General features: G+C 38.5%; 24 protein-coding genes. 4 read left to right on the top strand and 20 right to left on the bottom strand.

The window, feature by feature from the left end; genetic code table 11:
* Positions 1-2 precede the first annotated feature (2 nt).
* Genes ACLCDL_RS10790 through ACLCDL_RS10800 form a run of 3 tightly spaced genes read left to right on the top strand, consistent with a single transcriptional unit; the run spans position 3 to position 1,635 of the window.
* The gene (locus tag ACLCDL_RS10790) at positions 3-524 is read left to right on the top strand and encodes a hypothetical protein (RefSeq protein ID WP_423148306.1); all 522 of its coding nucleotides are present in this window, start codon (positions 3-5) and stop codon (positions 522-524) included.
* A 30-nt stretch (positions 525-554) separates the two neighbouring features.
* A complete protein-coding gene (locus tag ACLCDL_RS10795; protein ID WP_423148307.1) occupies positions 555-1,052 on the top strand; it encodes an RNA polymerase sigma factor in 498 nt (165 codons plus the stop codon).
* Positions 1,039-1,635 carry a hypothetical protein gene (locus ACLCDL_RS10800; protein WP_423148308.1) on the top strand — a complete coding sequence of 199 codons (597 nt, stop codon included), beginning with the start codon at positions 1,039-1,041 and terminating at the stop codon, positions 1,633-1,635. The genes ACLCDL_RS10795 and ACLCDL_RS10800 overlap by 14 nt, the downstream gene beginning before the upstream one ends.
* 87 nt (positions 1,636-1,722) lie before the next feature.
* Here the strand turns inward: ACLCDL_RS10800 and ACLCDL_RS10805 are convergent, their stop codons facing one another.
* The 13 genes from ACLCDL_RS10805 to ACLCDL_RS10865 form a co-directional block, all read right to left on the bottom strand.
* Complete coding sequence (locus ACLCDL_RS10805; RefSeq protein WP_423148309.1) at positions 1,723-2,346, bottom strand: hypothetical protein; 624 nt, start codon at positions 2,344-2,346, stop codon at positions 1,723-1,725.
* Between the two features lie 17 nt (positions 2,347-2,363).
* Positions 2,364-4,679, bottom strand: coding sequence for a family 20 glycosylhydrolase (locus ACLCDL_RS10810; RefSeq protein ID WP_423148310.1), 2,316 nt, complete (start codon positions 4,677-4,679; stop codon positions 2,364-2,366).
* A 158-nt stretch (positions 4,680-4,837) separates the two neighbouring features.
* Complete coding sequence (locus ACLCDL_RS10815; protein WP_423148311.1) at positions 4,838-4,960, bottom strand: 30S ribosomal protein THX; 123 nt, start codon at positions 4,958-4,960, stop codon at positions 4,838-4,840.
* 64 nt (positions 4,961-5,024) lie between these two features.
* Positions 5,025-5,984: a thioredoxin-disulfide reductase gene (trxB, locus tag ACLCDL_RS10820; protein ID WP_423148312.1), complete on the bottom strand. Its 960-nt coding sequence runs from the start codon at positions 5,982-5,984 to the stop codon at positions 5,025-5,027.
* A 100-nt stretch (positions 5,985-6,084) separates the two neighbouring features.
* Positions 6,085-6,846, bottom strand: coding sequence for a phosphate ABC transporter ATP-binding protein (locus ACLCDL_RS10825; protein ID WP_423148313.1), 762 nt, complete (start codon positions 6,844-6,846; stop codon positions 6,085-6,087).
* Between the two features lies 1 nt (position 6,847).
* Positions 6,848-7,693, bottom strand: coding sequence for a PstA family ABC transporter permease (locus tag ACLCDL_RS10830; RefSeq protein WP_423148314.1), 846 nt, complete (start codon positions 7,691-7,693; stop codon positions 6,848-6,850).
* A complete protein-coding gene (gene pstC / locus ACLCDL_RS10835; protein ID WP_423148315.1) occupies positions 7,693-8,583 on the bottom strand; it encodes a phosphate ABC transporter permease subunit PstC in 891 nt (296 codons plus the stop codon). Before pstC ends, ACLCDL_RS10830 begins: the two co-directional genes overlap by 1 nt.
* Positions 8,584-8,591: 8 nt before the next feature.
* Positions 8,592-9,572, bottom strand: a complete 981-nt coding sequence (locus ACLCDL_RS10840; RefSeq protein WP_423148316.1) for a PstS family phosphate ABC transporter substrate-binding protein — start codon at positions 9,570-9,572, stop codon at positions 8,592-8,594.
* 7 nt (positions 9,573-9,579) lie between these two features.
* Positions 9,580-10,719, bottom strand: coding sequence for a porin (locus ACLCDL_RS10845; protein WP_423148317.1), 1,140 nt, complete (start codon positions 10,717-10,719; stop codon positions 9,580-9,582).
* Between the two features lie 237 nt (positions 10,720-10,956).
* On the bottom strand, positions 10,957-11,679 hold the full coding sequence (locus tag ACLCDL_RS10850) for an FRG domain-containing protein (protein ID WP_423148318.1): 723 nt from the start codon (positions 11,677-11,679) through the stop codon (positions 10,957-10,959).
* Between the two features lie 67 nt (positions 11,680-11,746).
* Positions 11,747-12,244 carry a DinB family protein gene (locus ACLCDL_RS10855; protein ID WP_423148319.1) on the bottom strand — a complete coding sequence of 166 codons (498 nt, stop codon included), beginning with the start codon at positions 12,242-12,244 and terminating at the stop codon, positions 11,747-11,749.
* A 319-nt stretch (positions 12,245-12,563) separates the two neighbouring features.
* Entirely contained in the window at positions 12,564-15,137 is a 2,574-nt protein-coding gene (locus ACLCDL_RS10860; protein ID WP_423148320.1) for a phosphoenolpyruvate carboxylase, read from the bottom strand.
* A 301-nt stretch (positions 15,138-15,438) separates the two neighbouring features.
* Positions 15,439-16,302, bottom strand: coding sequence for an SDR family oxidoreductase (locus ACLCDL_RS10865; RefSeq protein WP_423148321.1), 864 nt, complete (start codon positions 16,300-16,302; stop codon positions 15,439-15,441).
* A gap of 190 nt (positions 16,303-16,492) precedes the next feature.
* Between ACLCDL_RS10865 and gdhA the strand changes: the two genes are divergently transcribed.
* Positions 16,493-17,833 (top strand): NADP-specific glutamate dehydrogenase, encoded by a 1,341-nt coding sequence (gene gdhA, locus ACLCDL_RS10870; RefSeq protein ID WP_423148322.1) that lies wholly within the window; start codon positions 16,493-16,495, stop codon positions 17,831-17,833.
* 101 nt (positions 17,834-17,934) lie between these two features.
* On the opposite strand, the gene ACLCDL_RS10875 is transcribed toward gdhA, so the two are convergent.
* From ACLCDL_RS10875 to ACLCDL_RS10905, 7 genes are all read right to left on the bottom strand, one after another.
* The gene (locus ACLCDL_RS10875; protein ID WP_423148323.1) at positions 17,935-18,213 is read right to left on the bottom strand and encodes a hypothetical protein; all 279 of its coding nucleotides are present in this window, start codon (positions 18,211-18,213) and stop codon (positions 17,935-17,937) included.
* A 289-nt stretch (positions 18,214-18,502) separates the two neighbouring features.
* Positions 18,503-20,296, bottom strand: a complete 1,794-nt coding sequence (locus ACLCDL_RS10880; RefSeq protein ID WP_423148324.1) for a peptidase associated/transthyretin-like domain-containing protein — start codon at positions 20,294-20,296, stop codon at positions 18,503-18,505.
* Positions 20,297-20,302: 6 nt separating this feature from the next.
* Positions 20,303-21,259, bottom strand: a complete 957-nt coding sequence (locus tag ACLCDL_RS10885) for a FecR family protein (RefSeq protein ID WP_423148325.1) — start codon at positions 21,257-21,259, stop codon at positions 20,303-20,305.
* A 7-nt stretch (positions 21,260-21,266) separates the two neighbouring features.
* A complete protein-coding gene (locus tag ACLCDL_RS10890) occupies positions 21,267-21,857 on the bottom strand; it encodes an RNA polymerase sigma-70 factor (protein ID WP_423148326.1) in 591 nt (196 codons plus the stop codon).
* A gap of 85 nt (positions 21,858-21,942) precedes the next feature.
* Entirely contained in the window at positions 21,943-23,463 is a 1,521-nt protein-coding gene (locus ACLCDL_RS10895; protein WP_423148327.1) for a DUF4833 domain-containing protein, read from the bottom strand.
* A 31-nt stretch (positions 23,464-23,494) separates the two neighbouring features.
* Positions 23,495-24,145 (bottom strand): head GIN domain-containing protein, encoded by a 651-nt coding sequence (locus ACLCDL_RS10900; RefSeq protein ID WP_423148328.1) that lies wholly within the window; start codon positions 24,143-24,145, stop codon positions 23,495-23,497.
* A 41-nt stretch (positions 24,146-24,186) separates the two neighbouring features.
* Entirely contained in the window at positions 24,187-25,440 is a 1,254-nt protein-coding gene (locus tag ACLCDL_RS10905) for a hypothetical protein (RefSeq protein ID WP_423148329.1), read from the bottom strand.
* Positions 25,441-25,503: the final 63 nt, after the last annotated feature.

Genomic DNA, 25,503 nt, shown 5'->3' on the forward strand with positions numbered 1-25,503 from the left:
GGATGCATTCAGAAAAACTTTCAGATATAAAAAAAGAATTAGCAACGCTTAGCTCATCAGAAATTATTAGTTTTTGTTTAAAGCTGGCGAAGTATAAAAAAGATAATAAAGAGTTTTTATCGTACTTAATTTATGATTCCTCTGATAGCCAGGCATACATTACAAAGGTAAAAGACAACCTTGAGAAAGATTTTCTGAATCTTAATAATCACGAATATTATAGTTTAAAATCCCTCCGGAAAATTCTTCGTGCCATAAACCGATATGCTAAATTTACCTCATCAAAAGAAGCTGAAACAGAGTTATTATGCTGGTTTTGCAATAACTGCTTAAATCATGTCAACCTCAATTCATCTTATAAACCACTAAAAAATTTATATTTCAGGCAACTGGTTAAAATTAAAAATCTGCTTGGCAAACTTCACGAAGATCTGCAGTTTGACTACCAGCAGGAATTTAACCTCCTGATAGAGAAAAGCCGGCAGCTTATAAAAAGGTTCGATAAAAATGAATTCGGTTTGTAACAAACAACTTTAACTGCTGTCAAAGGTACAATGGTAAATAAAGAAGCTTTTTTTAAGGAAATCTTTCAGAAAAACTCGAAGAAGATTTACCATTTATGCTATGGCTATACCGGCGACAGTGATTCTGCGAATGACCTGATGCAGGAAACCTTCATGAAAGTGTGGCAAAACCTGGATAAATTCAGAAATAAAGCCCTAATTTCTACCTGGATCTACCGTATAGCTGTAAACACTTGTCTCTCCTACCTGCGTGTAGAAAAACGGCAGGCAAAAGACGAATTAACACCCAATATTATCGAAAATAAAGAAGAGGAGCTTTCTTCGAAAAACGAAGAGGCTGCTTTATTATACCGCTGTATCTCAAAACTGGAAGAAAATGAAAGATTTATAATAACAATGGTATTAGATGAATTACCATATGCTGAAATTGCTGAAGTTTCGGGCATTTCAGAGGGAAATTTGCGGGTAAAGATCCATCGTATTAAACAGAAACTGACTGATATATATAACCGTTATGAAAGATTTTGAAGCACTGAAAAATATATGGTCGGGTCAGGTAGAACAGTCTGAAATTAACCCGGAAGACGTACTTAAAAAAGTAAGAAAAACTAAAAGAAGTTTTTCAAACAAGCTTTTACTTGAAACAGCAGGAATGCTTTTTGTTATCCTGTTATTCGCCTTTATATGGATAAGCACCCCGTTTATGATGTGGACAACCCACTTGGCGATGGCCATTTTCATGGGCTGCTGCCTGTATTATCTCTTTGTTCAGTTTCAGGATTACAGAAGCATCAGCAATGCTGAACTACTGCTTAAACAACCCCAGGAATTTATCAATTATCTTCAGGCATATAAAAAAGAACGTTATATATTAAATACCCGGAAATACAAACTTTACAGCCTTTTTATTGGAATCGCCTTTGGACTTTATTTTATTGAAGTTTACTTTCTGGCTCCTTTATGGCAAACGTTACTAGGCGTTATCTTTACAATCGCCTGGTTTTTAATCTGCTGGTTTTTAATGAAGATCTACATTAAACGGGAAGAAGAAAAACTGGAAGAAATGATGAATAGTCTGAGTCGCTTAAAAAAGCAATTTGAAGCAGAGTAAACCCTTGACAAATACAGCTGTGTTAAAAACAGAAAAGTCCGGGCGAACTTTCATCCGGACTTTTCTGTTTTTTAATTTTAGTTAAAATTATTCTTTATCCTTGATCTCTTTTACATTAAAACTATTACCGCGCAGGCTGTACTCTAGAGTTTTCTTTCCTGTTGGAGAAACGCCCGCCGTATCTTTATCATCGAACAGAGGATATTCCCTCATGATTTTATCGTCTTTTACATAAAGCGAATCTTTACCCCTGTAATTCTTTTTTGAAGAGCTGCTCAGTTCCGGAAATCTTAACTTTTGTTCATTGCCGGAATTTGAAAACTCGTAGACATACATATTCAGATAAGAGTCTTTCTGATCGCCTTTGGCCTGAATAAAAATCTCAGGGTTCCCGTCCGAATCCATATCCATATTCCAGGCATCTACAATTCTTCCTTCCAGCTCATCGGTGGTAGAAGCGTATTTCAAATGTGTTGAATCCGACCGGAGAATAAGCAGGCCTCCTACCATTTCAGATCCCCTTCCCCAGCTTAACACATCAAATGTTAATCCCGGTTTTACTTCAATTGCTTTATGGAAGCGAAAGGGAGCATCCAATGGATTTTTTGTAACTACAGGCTGGCTTGTATTGCTGGTTTTAGTTTCCTCTGTGCATCCTGCAATAAATGAGCCTACAATAAGTAATACCGGTAATAATTTTACTGCTTTCATCAAGGCAATATATAATTTTAATTATATAAAACATTCACAGGAATCACAGATCTTGTTTTACCGGGCTGGCTCATAAATGTTTTGAACTCGCCGCCGTTAACCTGAAAGTACGCAATCTTAATCCGATGAAGCCCTTTCTGCAATTTAGTGGCAGAAGTTTGCTCGAAAGCAGCGTGCCTCATATCGTTGTTCACAATTAAGCGGTCATCAAGCCACAATCTCGAGCCGTCATCTGATCTCGTGGTAAAAGTATAAGTACCATCTTCAGGAATATTGATGAAACCGGTATAAATTACTCCAAATGACTTTCCTCTCCCAATTTTACTTCTGAATTTCGAGAAATCTATAGAAGATGTAACTCCTTTATCTATTGCCTGGGCAGTATCAATTTGCAACGCGTTTTCAAAAACACCCGGAACCGCATAATATTTCAAACCTGCTTTTAAACCATTGGTAGTGCTTGCTGCAGGTTCTAACGGCAATTCATTACTCAAAATAGTTGTCGTAACAGCACTTCTTTTTCCTGAAGGAGTTATTACAATCGTTTTTAAAAATCTTTTTTCACCTTCAGGGACTTTTACATAAATACCATTCTCATATAAATTATCGGTTTCACGGGGAGTGTATCCATTGATGGTATAATATATTTTAGCATCTTTAACAGGTGCATTTAAAGATAAATTAAACTCAGAACCTAAAAGCGTTGTATCAGAAATGCCTATTGGAGCCGGTACGCGATACAAGGTTTCAGTTCTATCCAATTTTGCCAAATGAACAGGAACTCTTACTTCATTAAAATTGGTAAAATCTTTGCGATTTAAAGGAGTCCAGGCAATTTCTGATAAAGCTAAAAGACGCGGCAGAAGCATATACTCAACTTTTGAAGAAGTTTGCATATATTCAGTCCACAGATTAGCCTGCACACCGATTACAAATTTTTGTTGTTCTGGTGTTAATGATTCCGGTGTCGGATCATAAGAATAAACTGTACTTAAAGGAAGATATCCTCCTATGGTTACGGGTTCCTGAGCGGTATTGCCTTCAGCATGGTCAAAATAAACATAGGTTCCAGGCGTCATAATCACGTCGTGGTTTTGTTTGGCAGCAGCAATTCCTCCTTCTATGCCTCGCCAGCTCATAACAGTAGCATTTGGAGCGAGGCCACCTTCAAGTATTTCGTCCCAGCCAATTATTTTACGGCCTTTCGAGTTTAAAAACTTCTCTATCCGCTGAATAAAATAGCTTTGCAGTTCGTGCTCGTCTTTCAAGTGATTATCCTTAATGCGTTTCTGACAATACGGGCAGGTTTTCCATTTTTCTTTGGGTGCCTCATCACCGCCTATATGAATATAAGTGCTTGGAAATAAGGCCATCACTTCGGTTAAAACATCTTCAAGAAAATTGAATGTGTGCTCCTTTCCGGCACAATAAATATCTTCAAAAACGCCCCACTTTTGTGCTACCTTATACGGGCCCGGGTTATCTCCGCAACCAAGTTCAGGATAAGCTGTTAATGCAGAAAGTGAATGCCCTGGCAATTCAATTTCCGGGATCACGGTAACAAATTTAGAAGTAGCATAAGCAACCACCTCTTTTACTTCATCCTGAGTATAATAACCTCCGTATTTTTTACCATCGTATTGCAGTGGTGAATAATCGTGGTAATTGCCGATAACCGTCTGATCTCGGAAACCACCAACCTGGGTTAATTTAGGATACTTTTTTATTTCGATCCGCCATCCCTGATCTTCTGTTAAGTGCCAGTGAAAGGTATTGAGTTTATATTGAGCGATCAGATCAATGTATTTCTTGATGAAGGGAACGGGAAACATGTGCCTGCCCACATCCAGGTGCAAGCCGCGATATTTATAACGAGGTTCATCTGTAATTTCCGCACATTGAATTTTTGGAGCTGCTTCCTTTTCCAGAGGAAGCAATTGCATCATGGATTGCAACCCGTAAAACAGACCCGAACCTTTACCTGAAACATCTATATGCTGCGGAGTAACTGTTATTGTATAACCTTCGGGATTTGAACCCTTATAATTTGCGGAAGAAAAACGTATTACCCCTTTCGGCGCTTTTACAAAATTTTTGGCAACCGGAAGATCAAGAAAATAATTATCCTTCAGGTAATCGTGATACAATTCTGCTATCTGCTTGTCTGAAGCATTTTCGTACTCAATAGCAGATTCTCGACTGATTACAAAATGTCCGTCATTTACCTTAACTGATTTTGGTGCAGGAATAATCCCGAGGGAGTTGGTTTGGGCAGTTACAAGCTTTAGATTGAATAAAATAAAGCTGAATAAAATAAGTTTAAATTTCTTCATTGATGGTTAGTTAGTTTGGAAGCTGCAAAAATCTAAAATTTTTATGGCGAAGCAAAAGTTTTACACTAAGTAAATAGCGGTCACTGAAATTTTACTGCTATGAGGATTGTAATTTTGCCTGAAAAATAGGAAATAAAAAAAGTGCTTACTGGAGCACTTTATTTTGTTGGTTCTTGCTTTTCGCTGCTTGCTACAGCCGGTAATTTTTTGTGTTTTCGTTTTTTACCGAATGATTTGTTGGTAATCTTCCCTTTTTTTGTTTTGATGTCGCCTTTTCCCATTTTGAAAGTTATTATGGTTCAGATTTATCAACATCATACAATAAAGGATGTTTTACAAAATTTATTATAGGTTTACTACACTATGTTCTTTAGCTGCCAGATATCTTTCGGCTTCTAAAGCTGCCATACAGCCTGTCCCCGCTGCAGTAATTGCCTGCCTGAAAACATGATCCTGCACATCGCCACAGGCGTAAATGCCTTCTACATTTGTTTCTGTACTGTCGGGTTTGGTAATAAGATAACCTGTTTCATCCATATCAAGCCAACCCTGGAAAATTTCCGTATTTGGCTTATGACCTATTGCCACAAAAAAACCTGTTATATCCAGCGTAGTTTCTTCATTGGTTTTATTATTGAAAACACGAAGACCTGTTACTGCCTGTCCGTCTCCCAATATTTCCCTGGTTTCACTGTTATAATGGATTTCAATATTTTCAGTTGCAAAAACACGAGCCTGCATAACTTTTGAAGCTCTGAATTCGTCTCTCCTAACAAGCATGTGTACTTTTTTGCAGAGTTTTGCCAGGTACATTGCTTCTTCAGCGGCCGTATCTCCTGCTCCAACTATCGCCACTTCCTGCCCTTTGAAGAAGAATCCGTCACAAACGGCGCAGGCAGAAACGCCAAAACCGTTGTATTTTTGTTCACTTTCAAGGCCCAGCCATTTAGCTGTGGCTCCGGTAGCAATAATTACAGTATCTGTAGTTATGGTTTTAATTTCATCAATAACAACTTTATGTGGCTGGACAGAGAAATCTACCGAAGTAGCATATCCAAAGCGAATATCTGTTCCAAAGCGTTCTGCCTGTTTTCTGAAATCCTCCATCATTTCCGGACCTAAAATTCCAGTCGGATAACCTGGAAAATTTTCCACATCTGTGGTTTGGGTGAGTTGACCTCCGGGAACAATCCCGGTGTATAAAACCGGTTTCAGATCAGCTCTTGCAGCATAAATTGCGGCAGTATAACCCGCCGGACCTGAACCTATTATTAAACATTTTACGTGCTCTGTTTCCTGCGCCATTCAAAAATTATTTGGACTGCTAAGTTAAAGTTTTCTTCAGTTTCAGGCAATAAGCTTTTGTCAGGGGAATATCTTTTGTGTTTGTGTGAACCAATACTATTTAACTTATAAATCCTTTTACGTACTCCTTTGTAAGTTCTTCTTTGGGATTAAGTAACACTTCCTCTGTAGGGCCGAATTCAATGATCCTTCCCATGTAAACAAAAATTATATAATCAGATACTCTGCGTGCCTGTCTTAAAATGTGTGTTACAAGTACGATGGTGTATTTTTCTTTGAGTTTAATAAAAAGCTCCTCAATTTTATGAGTCGATACAGGATCCAGCGCTGAAGTTGATTCATCACCAAGAATTATTTCCGGCTCTACTGCCAGCCCTCTTGCAAGGCATAAGCGCTGCTGCTGACCAATGGATAAACGTGTTGCGGGAGAATACAGGCGGTCTTTCACTTCCTCCCATAATCCGGTAGCCTGCAGGTAGTTTTCTACCAGATAGTCAAGCTGCCCTTTCTTTCGTATACCATGAATTCTGGGCCCATAGGCAACATTATCGTACACAGACATCGGTAAAGGAAAGGGTCGCTGTGAAAGCAGTCCCATTTTTTTTCGTATATGTGTAACTTCAGCTTTCGGATCGTAAATATTTTCACCGTCAACCAATACTTTTCCATCCACTTTAACATCTGCAGAATCATCGAGCAAACGATTAAATGTTTTCAGCAAAGTAGTTTTACCGCATCCGGAAGGGCCAATAATAGACGTTACTTTTTTATTTGGAATGTTAATACTTATATCCTGCAGGATATGTTGCTGGCTAATATGAACATTTAAGTTTTGAACGCTGATATGAGGAGACAAGGTCATGTTAGATTTTATTTTTTGAATAATTTTTAATAAGTTTTTCTGATAAGACAGTAATAGCAAGTACCAGGATAGTAAGTATCAAGGCGGACGCGTAAGCTCGTCCTTGTACTTCTGGTGTAGGGCTGCTTAACTGAAAGAAAATAGCGAGAGGCAATGTTGCGGCCGGCTCATGCAGCGAAGTGGGAATATTATCAGAGAATCCTGCCGTAAACATTACCGCTGCCACATCACCTACTCCTCTTCCGAAAGCCAGCAGGATGGCAGTAAAAATTCCAGGTCTTACCTGTCGTAATACTACTTTTGCTGCTTCCCACCGGGTAGCGCCCAATGAAAAGGATGCCTCACGCAGCTCGGCCGGAACTGTGCGGATTACTTCATCCAGTGTTCTTACCATTATCGGAATTACAAGTAAGGTTACCGCGATTATTCCTCCCAGCAACGATGCTCTTAATCCAAAATACATCATGATTATAAAACCAAATGCACCATAAACAATAGAAGGTATTCCAAAAAGAACATCAAATGACATGCGGGCAGCACTGGTAAAAATGGTATTGGCTTTCAGATAAAAATTAATATACAAGGCTACCGGAATACTTATAATCAGGCTGATGAGGGTAGCTCCTCCTGCAACATACAAAGAGCCGATAATAGCATTTAAGACACCTCCCTCCTTACCAATATAAAAGCCGCCATCAGGAACTTTCGTAATCATGTCCAGATTCAGGTAAGGAAGGCCGCGAATGACAATAACTGCAACAATAAGGAAAAAGCTTCCTACTACTATAAGGGTAGTAAGCAGCATCAGCATTTTAAAAAAACGCTCTTCTAAATTTCTTCGTTTCATTAAATATGCCTCCTTTCCAGTCTTGACAAGATAATTCGGGATATTAAATTGAACAACACGATAATTATAAATAGCAAGAAGGCGGCAAAAAGCAACGCAGAGTCGTAAAGCGGAATGGAGAGCATTTCGCCATAGTTATTTGCAATCAAAGCTGGAAGCGGATAGGCCGAATCAAAAATGGATTTTGGGACTTCCGGTGTATTGCCAACCACCATTAATACAGCAATAGTTTCGCCAAAAGCTCGTGACACCGCCAGAACAGTGGCGGCGATTATGCCGGGTGCGGCTTTTTTGAATAGTACCTTTTTAACTGTTTCCCATTTGGTTGCTCCCAGTGAAAGGGATGCATCTTTAAGCTCCTGTGGTATAGTATTGAATACCGAACATATAATACTGACAATTAAGGGAAAGATCATTACCGCCAAAACTATGCCTCCGGCCAGCACACTATAACCTGTTGAAAATTCTACAAAATGAGGTGCAAGATACTTTTCTATAAAAGGTACGATCATTAACACGCCCCAAACTCCAAAAATGACCGGTGGAATGCCAGCCAGCAGATTCACAAACGGAATAATAGTCCGTTTTATACGTACAGGTGCATATTCATTCAAATAAACTGCGGTAAGTAAACAAAGCGGAAGCGCCAGAATTATTGCTATTGCCGTAACCCATAAGGTACCCGTTATAAAAGGGAAAAAACCGAAGGAGCCTTTAAAAGGTTTCCACTCAGCTGATCCTAAAAGCTGAGCCCAGGAATTCTCATTCAATAAAGGAATTGAACGATAATATAGACCGATGCCGATTAGCAGTACCAAAGAAACTGATGCAAGTGTAAACACCAGCATCAGTTTGGATAAAAACTTATCTTTTATTAAACGAATCTCCATGCTTGAAATTAATTTATCTTTTTAAGTTCAGACTGGAGTTTATCTTTAGATAGAGTAACATACCCGTTCTCTTCTACAAATCGTTGCCCTTCCGTAAGTACATATCTTACAAATTCAATCAGTTCCTTTTTTTGTGGCTTTCCTTTAAATAAAAATCCTAAATTTCTTGCCGGTGGAGCAGGATATTTTCCTGCTGCTATGGCATCCGTTAACTGATCTACTGTTCCGTAAAAGTTCTCATCTGCATCAATCCTGCTGTTACCGTTAATATCAATTGGCAATACTCGTATGCCTGCAACCTGTTTTCGCGTTTTCAGGTCGTATAAGTAAGCAATATTATTAAATCCGATACCGGCTGCATCTTTCTTTACAGCCTGCGCTAAACCAGGGTCACCAAATACACCTACTCCCTGCAGGTCTTCCTGCTTTTTGCCAAAATATTTTGCCCAGCTTTCTGCTGCACCTGCAGCATCCGACCGGGTATAAACATGCACCGGAGCTGCTGTTTTAATACCGGGGATTTGTTTCCAGTTCTTCACTGTTCCATTAATAAAAATATTAGCAAACTCCGTTCTTTTTAGCCCCCTTGCGAGCAATTGCTGTGCATTCGGGTTGCCCGGATTGAAAGTAGGAATTACAGCATCTTTAGTTACATAAACAGTGTATGCACCTTTTTTAACCTCTGCAGGATAAATATCGCGTGAAGCCAGACCAATATCTACCAAACCGGCCAGCGCATCTGCAATTCCTTTTCCTGCCCCGCCTGCGGAAATGTTGAATTTCACGTTTGGATGTTTCTTTTTGAATTCCTCCGCCCATTTTACTGTAATCGGGTATAGCGCGAAAGCCCCTGAGATATTAATAGTTCCAGAAAGGTCATCTGCAGGTTTTACAACCTCATTTTTATTTATAAACGATGAATTCAGTGTTATTATGCTGATAGCAAGTCCGCTTATCAAAACATATTTTGTAAAATTTATAGTTCTCATATTCAGATTAAAATTGAAGGGTAAGTTGTGCTGAAAGTAAATTATTGTGTGTTTCTAAAGCCTGTTCGTCTTTTACTGTGTAGTTCACTTGTAATTTCGACCAGTTTGTAAAAAAGTAATTTAAACCACCTATATACCAGTGTGAAATATCCTGTGCGACTGCGGTATTCGGATCAAAGTCATCGTATTTTGCAACTAATTGTACCTTTTTTGGAAAAACGAATACTGCTGCCTGTGCATACCATCCTTCTTTTTTGCTGTCTGCATCTTTTCCTTTAATATATTCTCCAGTAAGTGATAAAGGGCCGCGTAAGTAATGGACATCAAAACCTACTCTTTCTCTTCCCCGACTTACGGGTTGTGCTGTATTTGAAGCAGCCCACTTACCCAGTCCATTATAATAATTAGCAGAAATATCCAAACCGGATAAGGGATGTATAGTTAAACGTCCTGCAAAATCTTTCTTTTCATTATTATCTGTTGTGTTAATTCCGGCTCCATCAAATATCCCTATTGCATAATCAAACAGATAGTTGTTTTCAAGCTTTACAAAGCTGCCGTTTAGCTGTACTCCTATATCTCTTCCGTTATGATTTCCAATTACATCTTTTCCTCTTGCAACCAGTGCCTCTACAACCTGTGATCTGTCAATAGTTTCTAATTTTTGCGAACCCATTAAATTTTCATATGAAATAGGAATTTTAAACTGGCCTGCACTGATTTTAAAAAAATCACTGTTTTTATAAGTTATAATTCCATCCAATAGCTTTGGAGTTCCGGCAAAATCTACCTGTAAGCGGTAATCCCAGTGTTCGCTGATTGTGCCACGCAAGTCCAGACGAGCCCGCCTGATATCAAAACCATCTATTTTTCCCTTTTCGTCCTGAACCTGATACCGTCCCTGGATATATCCGCTTAATTGCAGTGCCTTCGAAGTACTGAGATTAAATTTGGTTTGTTTTTCTTTCTGATCCTGTGCTTTTAAAGCCCATTCAGCTCGTAAAGAATCAGCTTCCTCCTGTGTAAGTGTTCCCTTTTGAATTAATAAATTTAGTAAGTCTTCATTCTGTTGTTGGGCTTTCGATACTGTTGCAGCCACCCAGAGAACCAGGGAAAAAAGAGTTGTTTTTATTAAAATTAGTTTCATTGTATTTGTGTTTAGGTGTGTAAATAATAATTAGCTCTTTATCTTAATTCCATCTACCCCAACACTCATAGTACATCAGCTTAAAACTGTTAAATTCCATTTCCTATTTAATCTATAAAATTAGTAGAGTAAAAGTATTGCTAATAATTACTTTATCAAAAATTTGTTCAATAAATTTTAACCGAAACTACTAATTAATTGATAGTCAAATAGAAAAAATAATCTTAAAAGAAAGCCTCAGGAGAAATAACGCCATTGAAGGTATGAGCATAGGCCCTCTAACTCGGGAAAAATGGTAAAATCATTTACACCAAGTGTATTTAAATCTTCCCTTATCTCCTGGAAGTGGTTAGATGGAATTTTAATTTTCAGTAATTTATTTTTGAAAAAGGGAACGGTGTTCAGTTCATTTTTATGTATTATATCTTCTGTAGTATGTATAGAAAAAACTCCGGACTGGTTATTAATACGTTGCTTAATGATTCTCGGCCTGAAAACCCTTGTCTTACTCACATCAAAAGGAGAACTACTACTTGCATCGAGAATAAAATCTAATTTTTCTGCCATTAATACCCATACCACACCGTATTCATTGTTAGGGTTACCGTAATTATTGGTAGCAAACCATAAAGCGGTAAGTGCATTATTTGTCCAGTCTAAAAAGCGGGTGGGAAGGCCAAAATGCTGACCAAGCGTTAAATAATCCCAATCATCAATTGCTTTTTGAGCTTCAATCAATAAAGGGTTGGTTCTTTTAAATTCATTCAGTATTATTTTTTCAATAATTACAAGGTCTCCGTGTGGACGTAATCTGGCTATTTTAGGTATCAAAGGCTGATCTGTCTGCTGGCCTCTGAAAAGAAAGTCTTCTTCATTCCCTGAATCAAGATTCTGTTTTTTATACAGTTTTACAATCTTTAAATATTCCTGCACATCCTGAATTTCCTCTTCCTTTGCCATACTTGATCCCAATAACAGATACTAAAGCTGAAAAAAATGGTAGAAGCGAGAGCCGTAAATACTAAAACTATTTCCAACAGCCTAATAGTTTTCGTATTAAAATAATCTGACCAATATGATATGTTGTGTGATTCGCCAGAAATAGAGCTTCCCGTATCATCGATCGTTCTGTTCCATCTGCCAGGGGAATAAAAAGTTCAATATCTGGATTATTTAAAAGAGAGATAAATGCTTCGCGGTCTAATTTAAATTGATTAATTACAGTCGTCCAGCTTTCTTCAACCGGTTCATTTGTAGCAGGTACCCAGTACTCTTCCGGCCATTTTCTTGGTTTGTAATTCGGATTTTGGCAAAAATGAAGTATTTCAGCCTGAGTAATCTGAATATGGTTAAGAAGATCCCAGATACTATATGTAAGGCTTTCGGGCTTTGTATTTTTTAAACTGAAGGGTATGTTATCAACAGCATCTTCAAGGTCGATACCAGAAGTATGCCCCCGAAGAAGATCACTTAAATGCTTTTTAATGGTATCAGCAATAATATTTGCAGGAGGTACTGTAATCATCGTTCAAAACTAACAGCATTTGCCGGAAAAGTGTTTTAGATGTATTTAACAGCATGCAATTAAAGTTGTAAAAAGCATACTTTTGCTTATGCGTTTGCTCCTCCCCTATATTTTTATTTTCATCGCCATTTTAGGTTCGTTTTACTATAAACGCTTTACTAAAACTCAAAAAAAATGGGTTAATAATTTAATTGGAACGCTCTTGATTTTGGGATGGATCTATTTGCTGTCGCGTTTTGTGTAACAGCAGATTTTAAGAAATTTTTTTTATGATTATCCGATGAATATTGCAATGTCAATATTCATCGGATATAAAATTTTACGCCAGGTTTCGGCCTGCATTCACAATTCCGTAAACGGTACGGATGATAAGTTTTCTGTAAATCCTTGCCTGCTCTTCGTCCGCGTTCCCGGATAAAAGCTGTTGAAGGGCGTAATGCTGGATAACAACAAGCGGCAATACAATCTTTTCGCGAATTGCAATGGAACGGCGCTCTACCGGATATTGCTCCATTAGTACTCTGTTACCTGTCAGTTCAAGGATAAGGCTTTTTGTAAGTTCAAACTCTTCCCTAAGTCCCTGCCAGAATTTCCCGAACTCGCTCTCATTGTTCATATAGGCGGTAACACGAAAATCAGACTTAGACATAGACATCGAACAATTGTCTATCATCGTTTTAAATTGCCCGGAAGAAAGATACAGGTCTTTAACTTCTTCCCAGCGGCCTTCTTCTTTTATGGCCTTTAATGCTGTACCTACTCCGTAAAAGCCTGGTATGTTTTGTTTAAGCTGGCTCCAAGAAGTAACAAAGCTGATTGCTCTTAAATCCTCCAGTTTCAGTTCTGAACTTGAGTTTCTTTTTACCGGACGGCTGCTGATATTAATTTCAGAAAGCAGTTTTAAGGGACTAAAACGTTCCAGGTATTTCAAAAACAGCGGATTTTCTCTCAAAGCAAAGAAAGCATTGTAACTGTCTTTGGCCATTTTATTTATCAGCTCTTTCTGCTCATTGTTTAGCGTATCCTTTTCTTTCTGCCCCAGTGCAGAAACCAATCCGGCATTAACCAGTTGCTCAATATTATAATACGCCGTATCATAGGATCCGTACTGACTGCTGATTGTTTGTCCCTGAATAGTAAGCTGAATATGCTCATTAGCAATTTCCTTACCCATGGTAGCATAAAATTTATGCGTTTTACCCCCACCTCTGGCTGGTGGGCCTCCCCGGCCGTCAAAAAACGCCAGATCTATATCATAATTTCTGGCCATTGCAGTAAGCTCCATTTTAGCTTTATAAATCGACCAGTTCGCCATCAGGTAACCGCCATCTTTAGTACTGTCTGAAAAGCCAAGCATAATTACCTGCCTGTTTCCTCGTTTTTTAAGATGTTCTTTATAGAAAGGATGAGTATATAATTTCTTCATTACCTCTGCTGCAGAGGCAAGGTCATTAACCGTTTCAAACAAAGGAACAAAGTCTACATTCAGTTCGTCTTTCTTCCAACCACTCCATAAAAATAGGGTAGTTAACTGCAGAATATCCGATGCCTGCTGGCAATTACTGATTATAAAACGGTTACAAGCCTTTTCTCCGCCGGATAGCTGCATCTGCTTCATGAGGCGAATAGTTGCAAGCGTATCTTTGGTAAGATCATCTGCATTATCCTCGCAGATGTAGTCGGCTTCTTCGAATTGAATGTGTTTAAGTTTTTCTTCTTCAGGAAGTTCGCTGTAATTCTCCGGAATGGAACTTTGTTTTAAACTTGCTCTACAGGAAGCATGCGTATCACGCAGTATGCGGCTATCTTGCCGGATATCCAAAGAGGCAAAATAACACCCGAAGAGTTTTACCTTAAGAATAAGGTTATCAACCGTATCAACAAACAACCCATCATGTGCCCTTAGCAAAACTTCTTTTACCGCCTGCAGATTCTCCAGTATTTCGGCTTGTTTGTTTTGAGGTTCTGCCAGAGAACTGAAACTGTTTTTATAAAATATATTCTGCAGGTTACTCATGTAAGTTTCTACACCTCTGAATGTTATGCGTCGTTTTAACACACGAAAATCGCGGTAATAACAACGAAACAGAATTTCGCGAAGCAGGCGTGAAACTTTTTTGGTACTCTCTACAGTTACGTTTGGATTCCCATCCCGGTCACCACCGGGCCAGAAGCCGAGTTCTATAAGCTGGTGAGCATCAAATACCGGAACTTCAAACTCGTTTTCAATCTGAGCTTGTAAATCGGAAACCACCGGATAGAAAACGTGTTCCAGGAACCATGCTAAACTCACCGCCTCATCAACCGGCGTTGGCTTCTTTTTATTAAAGAAAGGTGTTTTACCTAATTGCTGAAGCAATAAATGGATGGAATTAATATCGTTATTTTTTAATGCATCGGTCAGATCAGTAATAATTGCAAGAACAGTACTTGGATAAAATTGAGTTGGATGTGCGGTAAGAACCAGTCGAAGCGAAAAATCCTTGATAGCTTCCAATGCTTTACTCTTCATAGCCGGATTACCCGACATCTGCTGAAGCAGGATCTTCAATGAACCTGTATCTTCTGTGCGGCTGGTTTTATTAAAAGCAGAATCTTCAATAGCATCAAATAATACTACCTGGCGTTCTATATATTGTATAAACCTGAATAAAAGATCAAACCGGTCTGCTGCCTGAACATATTGCTCATACTGGCCAAAAAAGCTTTCAATAATATCAACAGGGCTTAATTCCTGTTTTACTCCGTTTTCGCAATGAGAAGTGAAAAACGGCAATAAAATACCTGTATGTTTTACCTGATAAAATGGAAGTGTAAGAAATAAACTATTGTATAATTCAAACCTTGTAACAACTTCGCTGGCAAATACAGCTTCTTTTTGGCTTAGCTTCATTTAATTATTAATTAAGGTTTCTGTGGGTAACAAAAATAATAGCTTTGTACTGGTATTAAAACCTATTTGAAAGATATTTTCATTAAAATTTAAAAAAAAGGCTTCTTTTGAACAAAAAACCCGTTTAGAAAAAGGTATAAAAACTATATAACAAATCAATTTTTACATTTCAATTGCTTTTCTTCGAAATATTTCGGATAAAAAATCCAATCCATGCCGAAAAAAAATACTGGAAAGAATTGGATTTTCTTCTTTTGGGAGGCAGAATTTAACAAATTATAGTCACAGAAATTAACGGTTCTTATCCATTTATTATTTCACCCCCATTTGGATGCAATACCTGCCCCGTCATATAGCTGGAATCCTCTGAAGCAAGAAATACATAACTTGGTGCCACTTCTTCCGGTTGACCGGGACGTTTTAACGGCACATCCTGACCAAAAGACCCAACCTTTTCTTCAGGAAAAGACGCCGGAATTAAAGGTGTCCAGATCGGGCCCGGGGCCACTGCATTTACCCGGATTCCCTTTTCTGCCAGATTAGATGCCAACGATCTGGTAAAAGCAACAATGGCGCCTTTTGTTGAGGCATAGTCGAGTAAATGACTGCTACCCCTGTAAGCTGTAACCGAAGCAGTATTAATAACGGTGCTACCCTTTTTAAGATATTTAAGCGCAGCTTTTGTTAAAAAGAAATGTGGGAAAATGTTGGTTCTGAAAGTTTTTTCCAGCTGCTCTTCTGTAATATCCTCTAAATTTTTCTGTGGATATTGCACAGCAGCATTATTTACAACAATGTCAATGCGGGCAAATCTTGAAATAGCTTCCTGCACAATTTTGATACAATGCTGCTCTTCACTTACATCACCCGGAATAAGTAAACAGTGCTGATTGTACTCTTCCACATGTCTTTTTGTTTCTTCAGCATCTGCATGCTCCTCCAGGTAAGATATTACCACATCGGCTCCCTCACGTGCAAAAGCTATTGCTACTGCCCGGCCAATTCCACTGTCGCCACCGGTAATAATTGCTACTTTTCCTGCAAGTTTTGAAAACACATCCTGGCTCTCACCCTGATAATGCGGTTTTGGAGTCATTTCAGATTCAATTCCTGGTTGATGCTCCTGCGATTGAGGCGGTACTTTTTGTGGTTCGGTAGTATGCATTTTAAAGTTATCGTTTAAATTTTAACAGCAAATACGATACACGGTTTTAAGGTATTTCTACTTCTTACACAAACAATATTTTTGCCATTTAATTAATTTTTAAATTATTACCGTAAAAATTTCACTGATATTTCAGCATTTTTTAGAATAGTTTATAGATTCGTACGATCACCAAACAATTTTTATTTTAATGGATGTACTTATAAAGGAGTTCATGGATAAGGTCAGAGTACGGAACGCCCATGAACCTGAATTTCTACAAGCTGTACAAGAGGTTGCCGAGTCTGTTATCCCTTTTACTGCAGAAAACCCCCACTATCAAAATCACAAGATACTCGAACGAATTGCAGAACCTGAAAGAGTTATAATGTTCAGAGTCCCTTGGCTTAACGACCAGGGAGAAGTTGAAATAAATCGCGGTTACAGGGTTCAAATGAACAGTGCGATCGGCCCTTACAAAGGAGGCTTACGTTTTCATCCTTCAGTTAACCTGAGCATACTTAAATTTCTTGCCTTTGAACAGGTATTTAAAAACAGCCTTACCAGTCTTCCAATGGGTGGCGGTAAAGGCGGTTCCGATTTTGATCCTAAAGGACGATCAGATAACGAGGTGATGAAGTTCTGCCAAAGTTTTATGACTGAACTATACAGACATATACATGCTGATATTGATGTACCGGCCGGCGACATTGGCGTTGGAGGAAGGGAAATTGGTTATTTGTTCGGACAGTATAAAAGGATACAGGGCGAATTTAGCGGAGTTTTAACAGGTAAGGGTTTTGAATACGGAGGCAGTTTGATCAGGCCTGAAGCTACGGGTTACGGAGTGGTATATTTTGCTGAAGAAATGCTGAAAACACGGGGAGATTCACTAAAGGGTAAAACTGTTGCTATTTCAGGATCAGGGAATGTTGCCCTGTATGCGGTTGAAAAATGTATCCATTGGGGAGCTACTGTTGTTACCTTATCTGATTCAAGTGGCTTTATTTACGATCCGGCAGGAATTGATAAATCAAAGCTTGATTATATCATGAACCTGAAAAATGTGCAAAGAGGAAGGATTGAAGAGTATGCTAAAAAATATAGCTGCGAGTTTTTTGAAGGCGAGCGTCCATGGAAAGTCAAATGTGATGTTGCCTTTCCGAATGCCACCCAAAATGAGCTGAACAAGGAGGATGCGCTGACATTAATTAAAAATGGTTGTATTTGTGTTGCTGAAGGTGCAAATATGCCTTGTACTATTGAAGCCGTTCATGCTTTTGATAAGGCGAGAATCTTATACGCTCCCGGCAAGGCGGCCAACGCCGGCGGTGTTGCTGTTTCCGGCCTTGAGATGTCCCAAAACTCCTTACGCATATCATGGACGAGAGATGAGGTTGACACTCGTTTAAAGCAAATTATGCATCAGATACACCAGATCTGTATTAAACATGGTAAACAAGCAGACGGTTATATTGATTATATAAAAGGAGCTAATATAGGCGGGTTTGTAAAAGTAGCAGATGCTATGATTGCACAGGGAATAGTTTAGTTTAAAACACTCCACCTGCCTGTTACAAAAAAACCTGCCTTTTTGGGGCAGGTTTTTTTTATCAAAATATTTAAAAGAATTTATTAAACACCTATACATTGCTAATTAATAGCAGTGTTAACAGGAGTTTTTTCTATAAACTCAGGCTCAAAAACAGCAAGCTGGTTGAAAAAGTTATAATGCAGCGTTCCAAAAAAATTAATGATATTATTATTTGATTTTCCCTCAATACAGATCCGCTCTTTCAAAATCTCTTTATTCATCCAATCGGGATTTGCCATCAGCAGATCTTCATCTTTAATAGTAACCTCTGACTGATCGATAGAAAATTGTTTTAAAATTTCATTAAAACTTAAGGCATTCAATAATAATTCTTTCATTTTCATAATTAAAAGTTTAATATAATCTTCAAAAAATGTTTAGTGGTACAGGCAGAAACTGCCAGCTGTATATAGAATCAACTATTACGCCATTTTGTTTTGTGTAAGGAATTAACTTATCAGAAAAGCCGGTTTTATGATTTAAAAGAGACAATTTTGAAAGATCACTTAAACTTTTTAAGCACATACAAGATTCCAATGTGCTCTTTTAAGTGCATTGCTGTATGCTAAAACAGAAGAATTTTCAGATTGATAATGTGCTAGAATAGCGGTAATTATAATCTTATCCTCAAAAAATACTTACTCCTGCGTTAAACCCAAGCCAGCCTTTCAGATCATCATTATAAACGCGATGGTTTTCAGGATAGACATGTTGTTTGAAACCTATTGAGCTTGATGAGGATGCTTTGCTGTAATAGACTGAATAAGCCGGTCCGGCAAAAAGAGTTAAGCCATTAAAAATCTTAAACTGAAAATTACTTTGGAACTTATTCAGAAGATTTGTATTATCAAAATTTCCCAGGTATAAGTACTGCGAAGAAAGTTCGGCGGAAACCGAAAACAGTTTACCAAATAAAAAGTCGTGTCCCAGCCCAAGCCCGGCAGAATAAATCTTTTCCGTATCTGATACATTCATTCCGCCAATTATGGTTGTATATAATTTTGAATTACCTGTTTTAATTCCAACATTGGCGTTCATCACTTCATTGGTTGATAAACTGATTTTATGATACCCTTTTCTTACAATATTGAGCAATCCCAGGCTAAAACCTGAAGAACTGTCGGCTATATTAATCAGCCCGATCTGCATACCCTTCATGTTCTTGGCTAGATTAAAGACGCCTCCGATTTGTAAGCCGCTCATTTTTTTGGAAGCAATATTTCCTGCTCCTGCTATCTGAATTCCATTTAAATTTCCCGATACTACGTTAGTTACCCCTGTAATTTGCATCCCCGAAAAATCTTTTGATGTGAGATTAAAAACACCTGAGGTTTGTACTCCAGAAAAATTTTGATGCACATGATTAAATACTCCGCCTATCTGTACTCCCTGTGCATTTTTATTTACGCTGTTTAACACACCTGCAAGCTGTACCGCATTCATACTGTCAAGTACATTGTTCATTACGCCTCCAATCTGCACTCCCTTTACCGCCCCTCCTACCAGGTTAAAAACACCTGCAATCTGAAAATTTCCAACGTTTCCTTTATTTATATTAAAAACACCTGCCATTTCTGCACCATCAACTCCGGCAGTATAACCGCCAACTAAATTTAAAGAAGCTTTATTTACCACCTGCGAACTTAACATTCCATGCGAACTGAGGCCCGGAGTAAGCGACGCCTGAAACGGACTGTTGGCAAGAAAACCGGGAATATTTAAACTTTGTATCCGTTGCCGGGATGAAACAAAAAACCGTCCGAAACCTAATCGTTCAACCAGATCGGAAGTATAACGCCTGCTTTTTTCTTCGTCTGTTTCCTGATAGCCTTCAGGTTTTACCAGGATACTCGACAAAAATACCATCGAAGTATCTCTGTATGCTTCTTTACTTACCGTTAAATTGATGGAAGTATAATCTCCTCGAAAGCGCATTTTAAAGAAGCCCTGATCATCCGTTAATGCAGAACGGAGCAAATGTTTTTCGTAAACGCTGGCGTCTTTAACCTTTTCTCCGGTTTTTTCATCAATTACATAACCACTTATCTGGTATAATCTGTTTTGATTTGATATCGTTTCCGGCTCAATATAAAAACGTAAAGCGGCCGAGCGCAGAATGATATAATTACCGTTTTCTTTATAGTCAACCTGTCCCTGAAAAAGCTCATCCAAAACAGAACGTATAGTTTTATTTTCCGCTGTTACTGATACCATGCTATCCCTATGAAGCATTTTTCCGCTGTACGAAAAATAAAACTTTCCCTGTTCACTTATTTTATCAAGCACATCCTGCAATCGCTGATTATTTATTTTTACCGAAATCTTGCGGGAGAGATTGGACCGGAACACTGTTTTTTCCTGAGCCTGAACAACAGCAGATACGCACAGAAAGAAGACGGCAAGAATTAATCTGGTTTTCATCGCCTTTTACTTCAGGATAATCTTTTTATCTGACCGAACAACTGTAATATCAAGAGTTTCACTGATAATCTGAAGAATGTGATCCAGCGATTCCTCCCGTTTGAAAGTAGTGGTAAGTGTAAGATCACGTACCCGGGTATTTTCTATACTGATATCTGCCTGGTATGCCTCATTTAATACCTCAACCACTCTCCATAAAGGTGTGTTATCAGCAACAAATTCTTTGCTCCGGTAATAATTATAAAGCTGATCTGTATTTTCCTGTTTAACAAGTTTTCCGGCATCTCCTGTTATCTTTACCTTTTCACCGCGGCGCAGTTCAACCTGTTGTTTTCCGAGACTTACACGAACAATACCTGTTTCAACGATAACTTCGGTTTGATTATGAAGGTGTTTTACATTAAAGGAGGTTCCAACCACTCGAACGGTAACCTGATCAACATCAATAATAAAAGGTTTATTTTTATCAGGAGTTACCCTAAAAAAGACTTCTCCTTTTTCTAAATGAACCTTTCTTTTATTGCCGGTAAACTTATTATTGAATGATAATTCAGAATTTTTATTCAGTATAACTTCCGAACCGTCAGGAAGCTGCTCTGTGCGCACCTCTCCTGCCGCGGCTATTGTAATATAATTCGGTCCGCTAAGTTTTGAATAAACCGACCAGCCTGCAGCCAGCACTACAATTGCTGCAGCAATTTTCAACCAGCTGTATTTAGAAGTCAAAGAACGAACAACAGGTTTCTGAGCAGAAGCATTTGCCTTTTGTTTAAAACGCTGCCATGCAGCTTCCTCATCAATTTTACTTTGTGATTCGAGTTTTTTACTTGCTTTCCATATTAATTCATAATGCGAAACCTGCTTCTCATTTGCAGGATCAGATGCAATCCAATTTCTGACGAGGTTTTCCTCTTCAACACTTGCTTCTTTTAACAGAAACTTTATCAGTAGCTCTTCCTTCATGTTTCCTCTAAATCAAAAAATAGCGGTTATGCAACAACCATAAAATTAATACAATCAGCGGCAGAAAATCAGCCAGTTTTAACCGCAGGATTTTTAAGGCCTTACCCATTTGATTTTCTACAGTTTTAACAGAAAGATCCAGGCGTTCTGCTATCTCTTTATATTTTAATTCCTCAAAACGACTCATCTGGAAAATAGTACGGCATTGCTGCGGCAGTTCATTCAATGCTTCTCCCAGGCGGCTTTCCAACTCGCTTAATTCCAGATTCTTAGATGCCTGTTCTGTGTTACCGTTCATTGAGTAAGTGGCATAATCCTGGTACTTTGCCTTAATCTTCTGGTGCTTAAGATAGTTCAGACTATCGTTATGTACACATTTATATAAATATGCTTTTACCGATGTTTGTACATTTAATTGTTCGCGTTTTTCCCATAACTTCAGGAACATATTCTGTACAATTTCTTCAGCAAGATCATCGTCACGCAGCATAACAGCGGCATACGAATGAAGCGCTTTAAAATGTGTTTTAAATAATTGTTCAAAAGCCTGATCATCGTATTCAACCCGCTCCCGAACGTTAGTTCCTGTTAATTCCACTCGTTTAAATCTCCGTCAAATATATCAGTTTTAAGCACTCAGCTTACCTGTACTGATATATCTGTTAAATTTTCAAACGAATTTATTAAATTTTAATGCGGTGAATAACTTCTTTACCACTGGATGTTTCAATACCTGCCAGCTCTATATATTCCACTTTCGGAAACCAGAACGACCCGCCGTTTACCCTCACAAAGACCCGTTTTAATAAAAGTTCTTGTTTATTGATATTCGTGTAAATAACATATTTTCCCGTCTCCGTACGTTTCAGATACATTGGTTGTTTTTTATAGGATACCAGTTTAATTTCGTATTCGTTATCCGCAATTGCCTTGCTCTGAATCCCGTAAGCAAATTTTCTTTCTATGGCATTTAAGTCTTTGTGCTGTCCGTTTTCACTGTACCGTATCCACGAACCTTTTACAGGAATTGAAGGATGAGGCGTTCCGTCTTTTCTGTAATTTAATTCATAGATCACTGTATTTGCATCGGGGTCCCGTTGCAGGTAAAAAAGTAAATTATTTCCTTTCGGAGAAGGCAGCGATACGGTATCATCGGCAGGCGTTGCAAGCAACGGAAAAGCAAACAACTGTAGTAAGAATAAAAGCAAAATCCGATAGGCAAACTTCGCAGTTGGCTTAATAAAAGCTTTAGGAGCCTTTTTTTCTAAAATATTCGTTATGCTCATTTTCTTATGCCGGGAAATTTTATCCGGGCTGGCAAACAGGAAGAATAACTTCTTCCGCCATCCTTTTGCCTGCTTAACATCTTTTATAATATCAGCATATTCGTGAAAATTCAGTATGAACGGATTTATTTTGTTGTCCAGCTTTGTAGTTATGCCATAAACTGGCTTTTCCTTTTCATATTGAAAGGAGTTGAAAAGATGATCCCATATCATAAAAGTGGCACCGAAATTTTTGTCCAGATATTTTTCCTGGCTGCCATGATGTACCCGATGATTAGAAGGTGTGCCAAAATACTTTTCAATAAACGGATGCAATTTTCCGATAGATTCTGTGTGCACCCAAAACTGGTACAATACACTTAGCTGATTTGCGATAAAAAAGATAACGGGATGAAAACCTAATAAGGCAACCGGTAAAAAGAATATCAGCTTAAAATGCTGCACCCAGCTCTGACGGAAAGAAACCGTAAGATTATAGTGTTCTGCAGAATGATGCACTACGTGTGTTGCCCAGAAAAAACGGTTGAAATGGGAAATACGGTGAGCCCAATAGCTGCAAAAGTCATATAGAATAAAACAAGGAACCAGTGTCCACCAGTTAAACATCATTCGCCAGGGCAAGTGGTTATATAACCACACTGCTCCATAAAACAAAACAACTTTCAATGCCAGGTTTACTGCCAGATTTCCTGTACCAATTAAAACAGAGCCTATCGTTTCTTTTTTCTCATAACTTTTATGATGGTCGTGATGGTGCGAGAAGAAAAATTCCAGCAGCGTAAACAACAATACCAAGGGTAAAGCATACACTAATATGTTTGGAGAACTTTTTTCGAGCTCATCAATAGTGTCAAGAGCTATTTGCGGTGCGCCAAAAATAGTCTGAACCAGGACTGGAGATAAAGCTGTAAATAACATTTTCTTTCTTGTTAAAAGTTGAAGGACTATGTTAAAAATGAATAACCTTGCCGGATCCGCTGATAGATGAGTTTACGGTTGCATTTCCCGTATAAAAAACCTTTCCGCTTCCGCTTATCCGTGCTTTAAGTGTTTCTTCCGAAGTTATGCGTACGTCACCGCTGCCGGAAATATTAACCTCTGCATGTTGAGCATTTATTTTTTCCAGATTGGCATTTCCTGAACCTGAAATATCTGCTCTTACTTCTTCCGAATTAAATCGGTCTTCAACAGTTACATCCGCAGAACCACTTATCCTCAATCTGAAAATTTCCTGATCCGGAAATGCTCCTGCTATATCCAGCTTTCCGCTTCCGCTTAATGAAACTTCTTTTACTTTAGGCATGGTAATAAATACTTCAATATCATTATCTCTTACATTAACACGCTCAAATCCTAAATGGAGGGTATTATTTGAAACTTCCGACTTAAAAGCAGGAATCAGGTTTGATGAACCCTTTATTTCTACTTTATACTCTTCTCCATGTTGAATATGAACGGGATTTGAACCGGAATTTCGAACGGCAGTAAAGCTTCCTGGCTTCCGTGTTTCTGTTTGTCTGTTGCCATTGCCTGTTAATACCTCTTTTGAGCATGAAAAACAGAACATGCTTACAAATGCAATTAGTGTGATAATTCTCATGATGATTATAAATTTTAATATGATGCTTTAATTAAATACGATTAAAAAAGAAAATGAAAGCCGCCCGTGTACCCGATATACAATCCCTGAAAACTGCCCTCGGGGCGTTCAGTCCACGTGCGGAAATAATGATTGGTGAGTGATTTACCTTCGCCGGTATTTGTGTTTACATAATTAAATACAGGGCCCCCAAACAGTTCAAAATACCGTGCAAGCCTAACTGCTGGCAGAAGTCGTAAAGAACCTTTGAAATATTCACCTGTTTTAAAGCTTTCAAGTGTAACAGCAGCAAGTTCCGTGTTCAGCCGGAAAGAACGTGATTCAAAGAAATGGGCCCCAAATCCGGCTTCAATGGCGTATACTTCTTCTGTGTTATTGAAATTATATCCTGCTCCTAATATGCCATATAAAGATCTTCCGCCGGACCGGAAAGAAACTAAAGTTGTCAGGTTATCATCTGTACTTATTCCAATACTTTTTTCGCCATGTTTAATCAGGTTTAACAGGCCTACGGGAGAATCGCTACTATCAGCAATGTTAATAAAACCTGCCAACTGAGCTCCTTTAACATTCTTTGCGATATTGATAAAACCTGCAAATTGTGAGCCTGCTACATCTCCTGCTTTATTAAGAAAGCCTGAGAATTGAGAACCAGTCAACTTTCCACCGGCAATGTTACTGAATCCGGCAAACTGTGAACCTTTTACTTTTGCAGCAACATTTATAAACCCTGCGAATTGCGAACCTGTCATATCATGGCTGATATTTGCAAAGCCGCCAAATTGCGAGCCCGTTATATTGTGAGAAATATTGGTAAAACCTGCAAATTGAGCTGCCAGGGCATCAGCAGCTGTATTTAACAAGCCTGCAAACTGAGCGCCTTCTACCTTTCCTGAAGCAATATTGCTTATACCGGCGAAAGCCATTCCATTTCCCTCCTTGTAAGTGTTTGCTACACCAGCAAAGAGAAATCCTTCTGAACGGTTTCCTACATGGTTCGATATGCCGGCAAACTGTAATCCTGTTGCATTGTTGAGAATTACATTTGTTAGACCGGAAAATGTTAAACCTTTTTCTGCCGAAGAAACACCTCCCAACAGGTTGAGAGAAAAAATATTGGTATCTGCGGCGGCGTGATTGCCATGAGTACTTATTGGATAGACAATCCCGATATGGATATTATCAGGAATACTGTTTTGAGCATTTACATTTAATCCTGCCGCTAGGAGAATAGCTGCACCGATTGTTTTGACGACTGAGCGTTGAAATAAAGATGTGTATGTGGTCGTTTTCATTGTCTGATTTTAAAATGAGACAACGAAACATACACCTACCCCTACGACGCTTTAAAATATTTT

It is taken from the genome of Rubrilithobacter danxiaensis (assembly GCF_047272945.1).
GTDB lineage: Bacteria > Bacteroidota > Bacteroidia > Sphingobacteriales > Sphingobacteriaceae > Rubrolithibacter > Rubrolithibacter danxiaensis.

Excerpts from the sequence above, each read along its gene's own strand:
- ACLCDL_RS10790 (WP_423148306.1), top strand. The coding sequence starts at position 3 with ATGCATTCAGAAAAACTTTCAGATATAAAAAAAGAATTAGCAACGCTT.
- ACLCDL_RS10795 (WP_423148307.1), top strand. The coding sequence starts at position 555 with ATGGTAAATAAAGAAGCTTTTTTTAAGGAAATCTTTCAGAAAAACTCG.
- ACLCDL_RS10800 (WP_423148308.1), top strand. The coding sequence starts at position 1,039 with ATGAAAGATTTTGAAGCACTGAAAAATATATGGTCGGGTCAGGTAGAA.
- ACLCDL_RS10805 (WP_423148309.1), bottom strand. The coding sequence starts at position 2,346 with ATGAAAGCAGTAAAATTATTACCGGTATTACTTATTGTAGGCTCATTT.
- ACLCDL_RS10810 (WP_423148310.1), bottom strand. The coding sequence starts at position 4,679 with ATGAAGAAATTTAAACTTATTTTATTCAGCTTTATTTTATTCAATCTA.
- ACLCDL_RS10815 (WP_423148311.1), bottom strand. The coding sequence starts at position 4,960 with ATGGGAAAAGGCGACATCAAAACAAAAAAAGGGAAGATTACCAACAAA.
- trxB (WP_423148312.1), bottom strand. The coding sequence starts at position 5,984 with ATGGCGCAGGAAACAGAGCACGTAAAATGTTTAATAATAGGTTCAGGT.
- ACLCDL_RS10825 (WP_423148313.1), bottom strand. The coding sequence starts at position 6,846 with ATGACCTTGTCTCCTCATATCAGCGTTCAAAACTTAAATGTTCATATT.
- ACLCDL_RS10830 (WP_423148314.1), bottom strand. The coding sequence starts at position 7,693 with ATGAAACGAAGAAATTTAGAAGAGCGTTTTTTTAAAATGCTGATGCTG.
- pstC (WP_423148315.1), bottom strand. The coding sequence starts at position 8,583 with ATGGAGATTCGTTTAATAAAAGATAAGTTTTTATCCAAACTGATGCTG.
- ACLCDL_RS10840 (WP_423148316.1), bottom strand. The coding sequence starts at position 9,572 with ATGAGAACTATAAATTTTACAAAATATGTTTTGATAAGCGGACTTGCT.
- ACLCDL_RS10845 (WP_423148317.1), bottom strand. The coding sequence starts at position 10,719 with ATGAAACTAATTTTAATAAAAACAACTCTTTTTTCCCTGGTTCTCTGG.
- ACLCDL_RS10850 (WP_423148318.1), bottom strand. The coding sequence starts at position 11,679 with ATGGCAAAGGAAGAGGAAATTCAGGATGTGCAGGAATATTTAAAGATT.
- ACLCDL_RS10855 (WP_423148319.1), bottom strand. The coding sequence starts at position 12,244 with ATGATTACAGTACCTCCTGCAAATATTATTGCTGATACCATTAAAAAG.
- ACLCDL_RS10860 (WP_423148320.1), bottom strand. The coding sequence starts at position 15,137 with ATGAAGCTAAGCCAAAAAGAAGCTGTATTTGCCAGCGAAGTTGTTACA.
- ACLCDL_RS10865 (WP_423148321.1), bottom strand. The coding sequence starts at position 16,302 with ATGCATACTACCGAACCACAAAAAGTACCGCCTCAATCGCAGGAGCAT.
- gdhA (WP_423148322.1), top strand. The coding sequence starts at position 16,493 with ATGGATGTACTTATAAAGGAGTTCATGGATAAGGTCAGAGTACGGAAC.
- ACLCDL_RS10875 (WP_423148323.1), bottom strand. The coding sequence starts at position 18,213 with ATGAAAGAATTATTATTGAATGCCTTAAGTTTTAATGAAATTTTAAAA.
- ACLCDL_RS10880 (WP_423148324.1), bottom strand. The coding sequence starts at position 20,296 with ATGAAAACCAGATTAATTCTTGCCGTCTTCTTTCTGTGCGTATCTGCT.
- ACLCDL_RS10885 (WP_423148325.1), bottom strand. The coding sequence starts at position 21,259 with ATGAAGGAAGAGCTACTGATAAAGTTTCTGTTAAAAGAAGCAAGTGTT.
- ACLCDL_RS10895 (WP_423148327.1), bottom strand. The coding sequence starts at position 23,463 with ATGTTATTTACAGCTTTATCTCCAGTCCTGGTTCAGACTATTTTTGGC.
- ACLCDL_RS10900 (WP_423148328.1), bottom strand. The coding sequence starts at position 24,145 with ATGAGAATTATCACACTAATTGCATTTGTAAGCATGTTCTGTTTTTCA.
- ACLCDL_RS10905 (WP_423148329.1), bottom strand. The coding sequence starts at position 25,440 with ATGAAAACGACCACATACACATCTTTATTTCAACGCTCAGTCGTCAAA.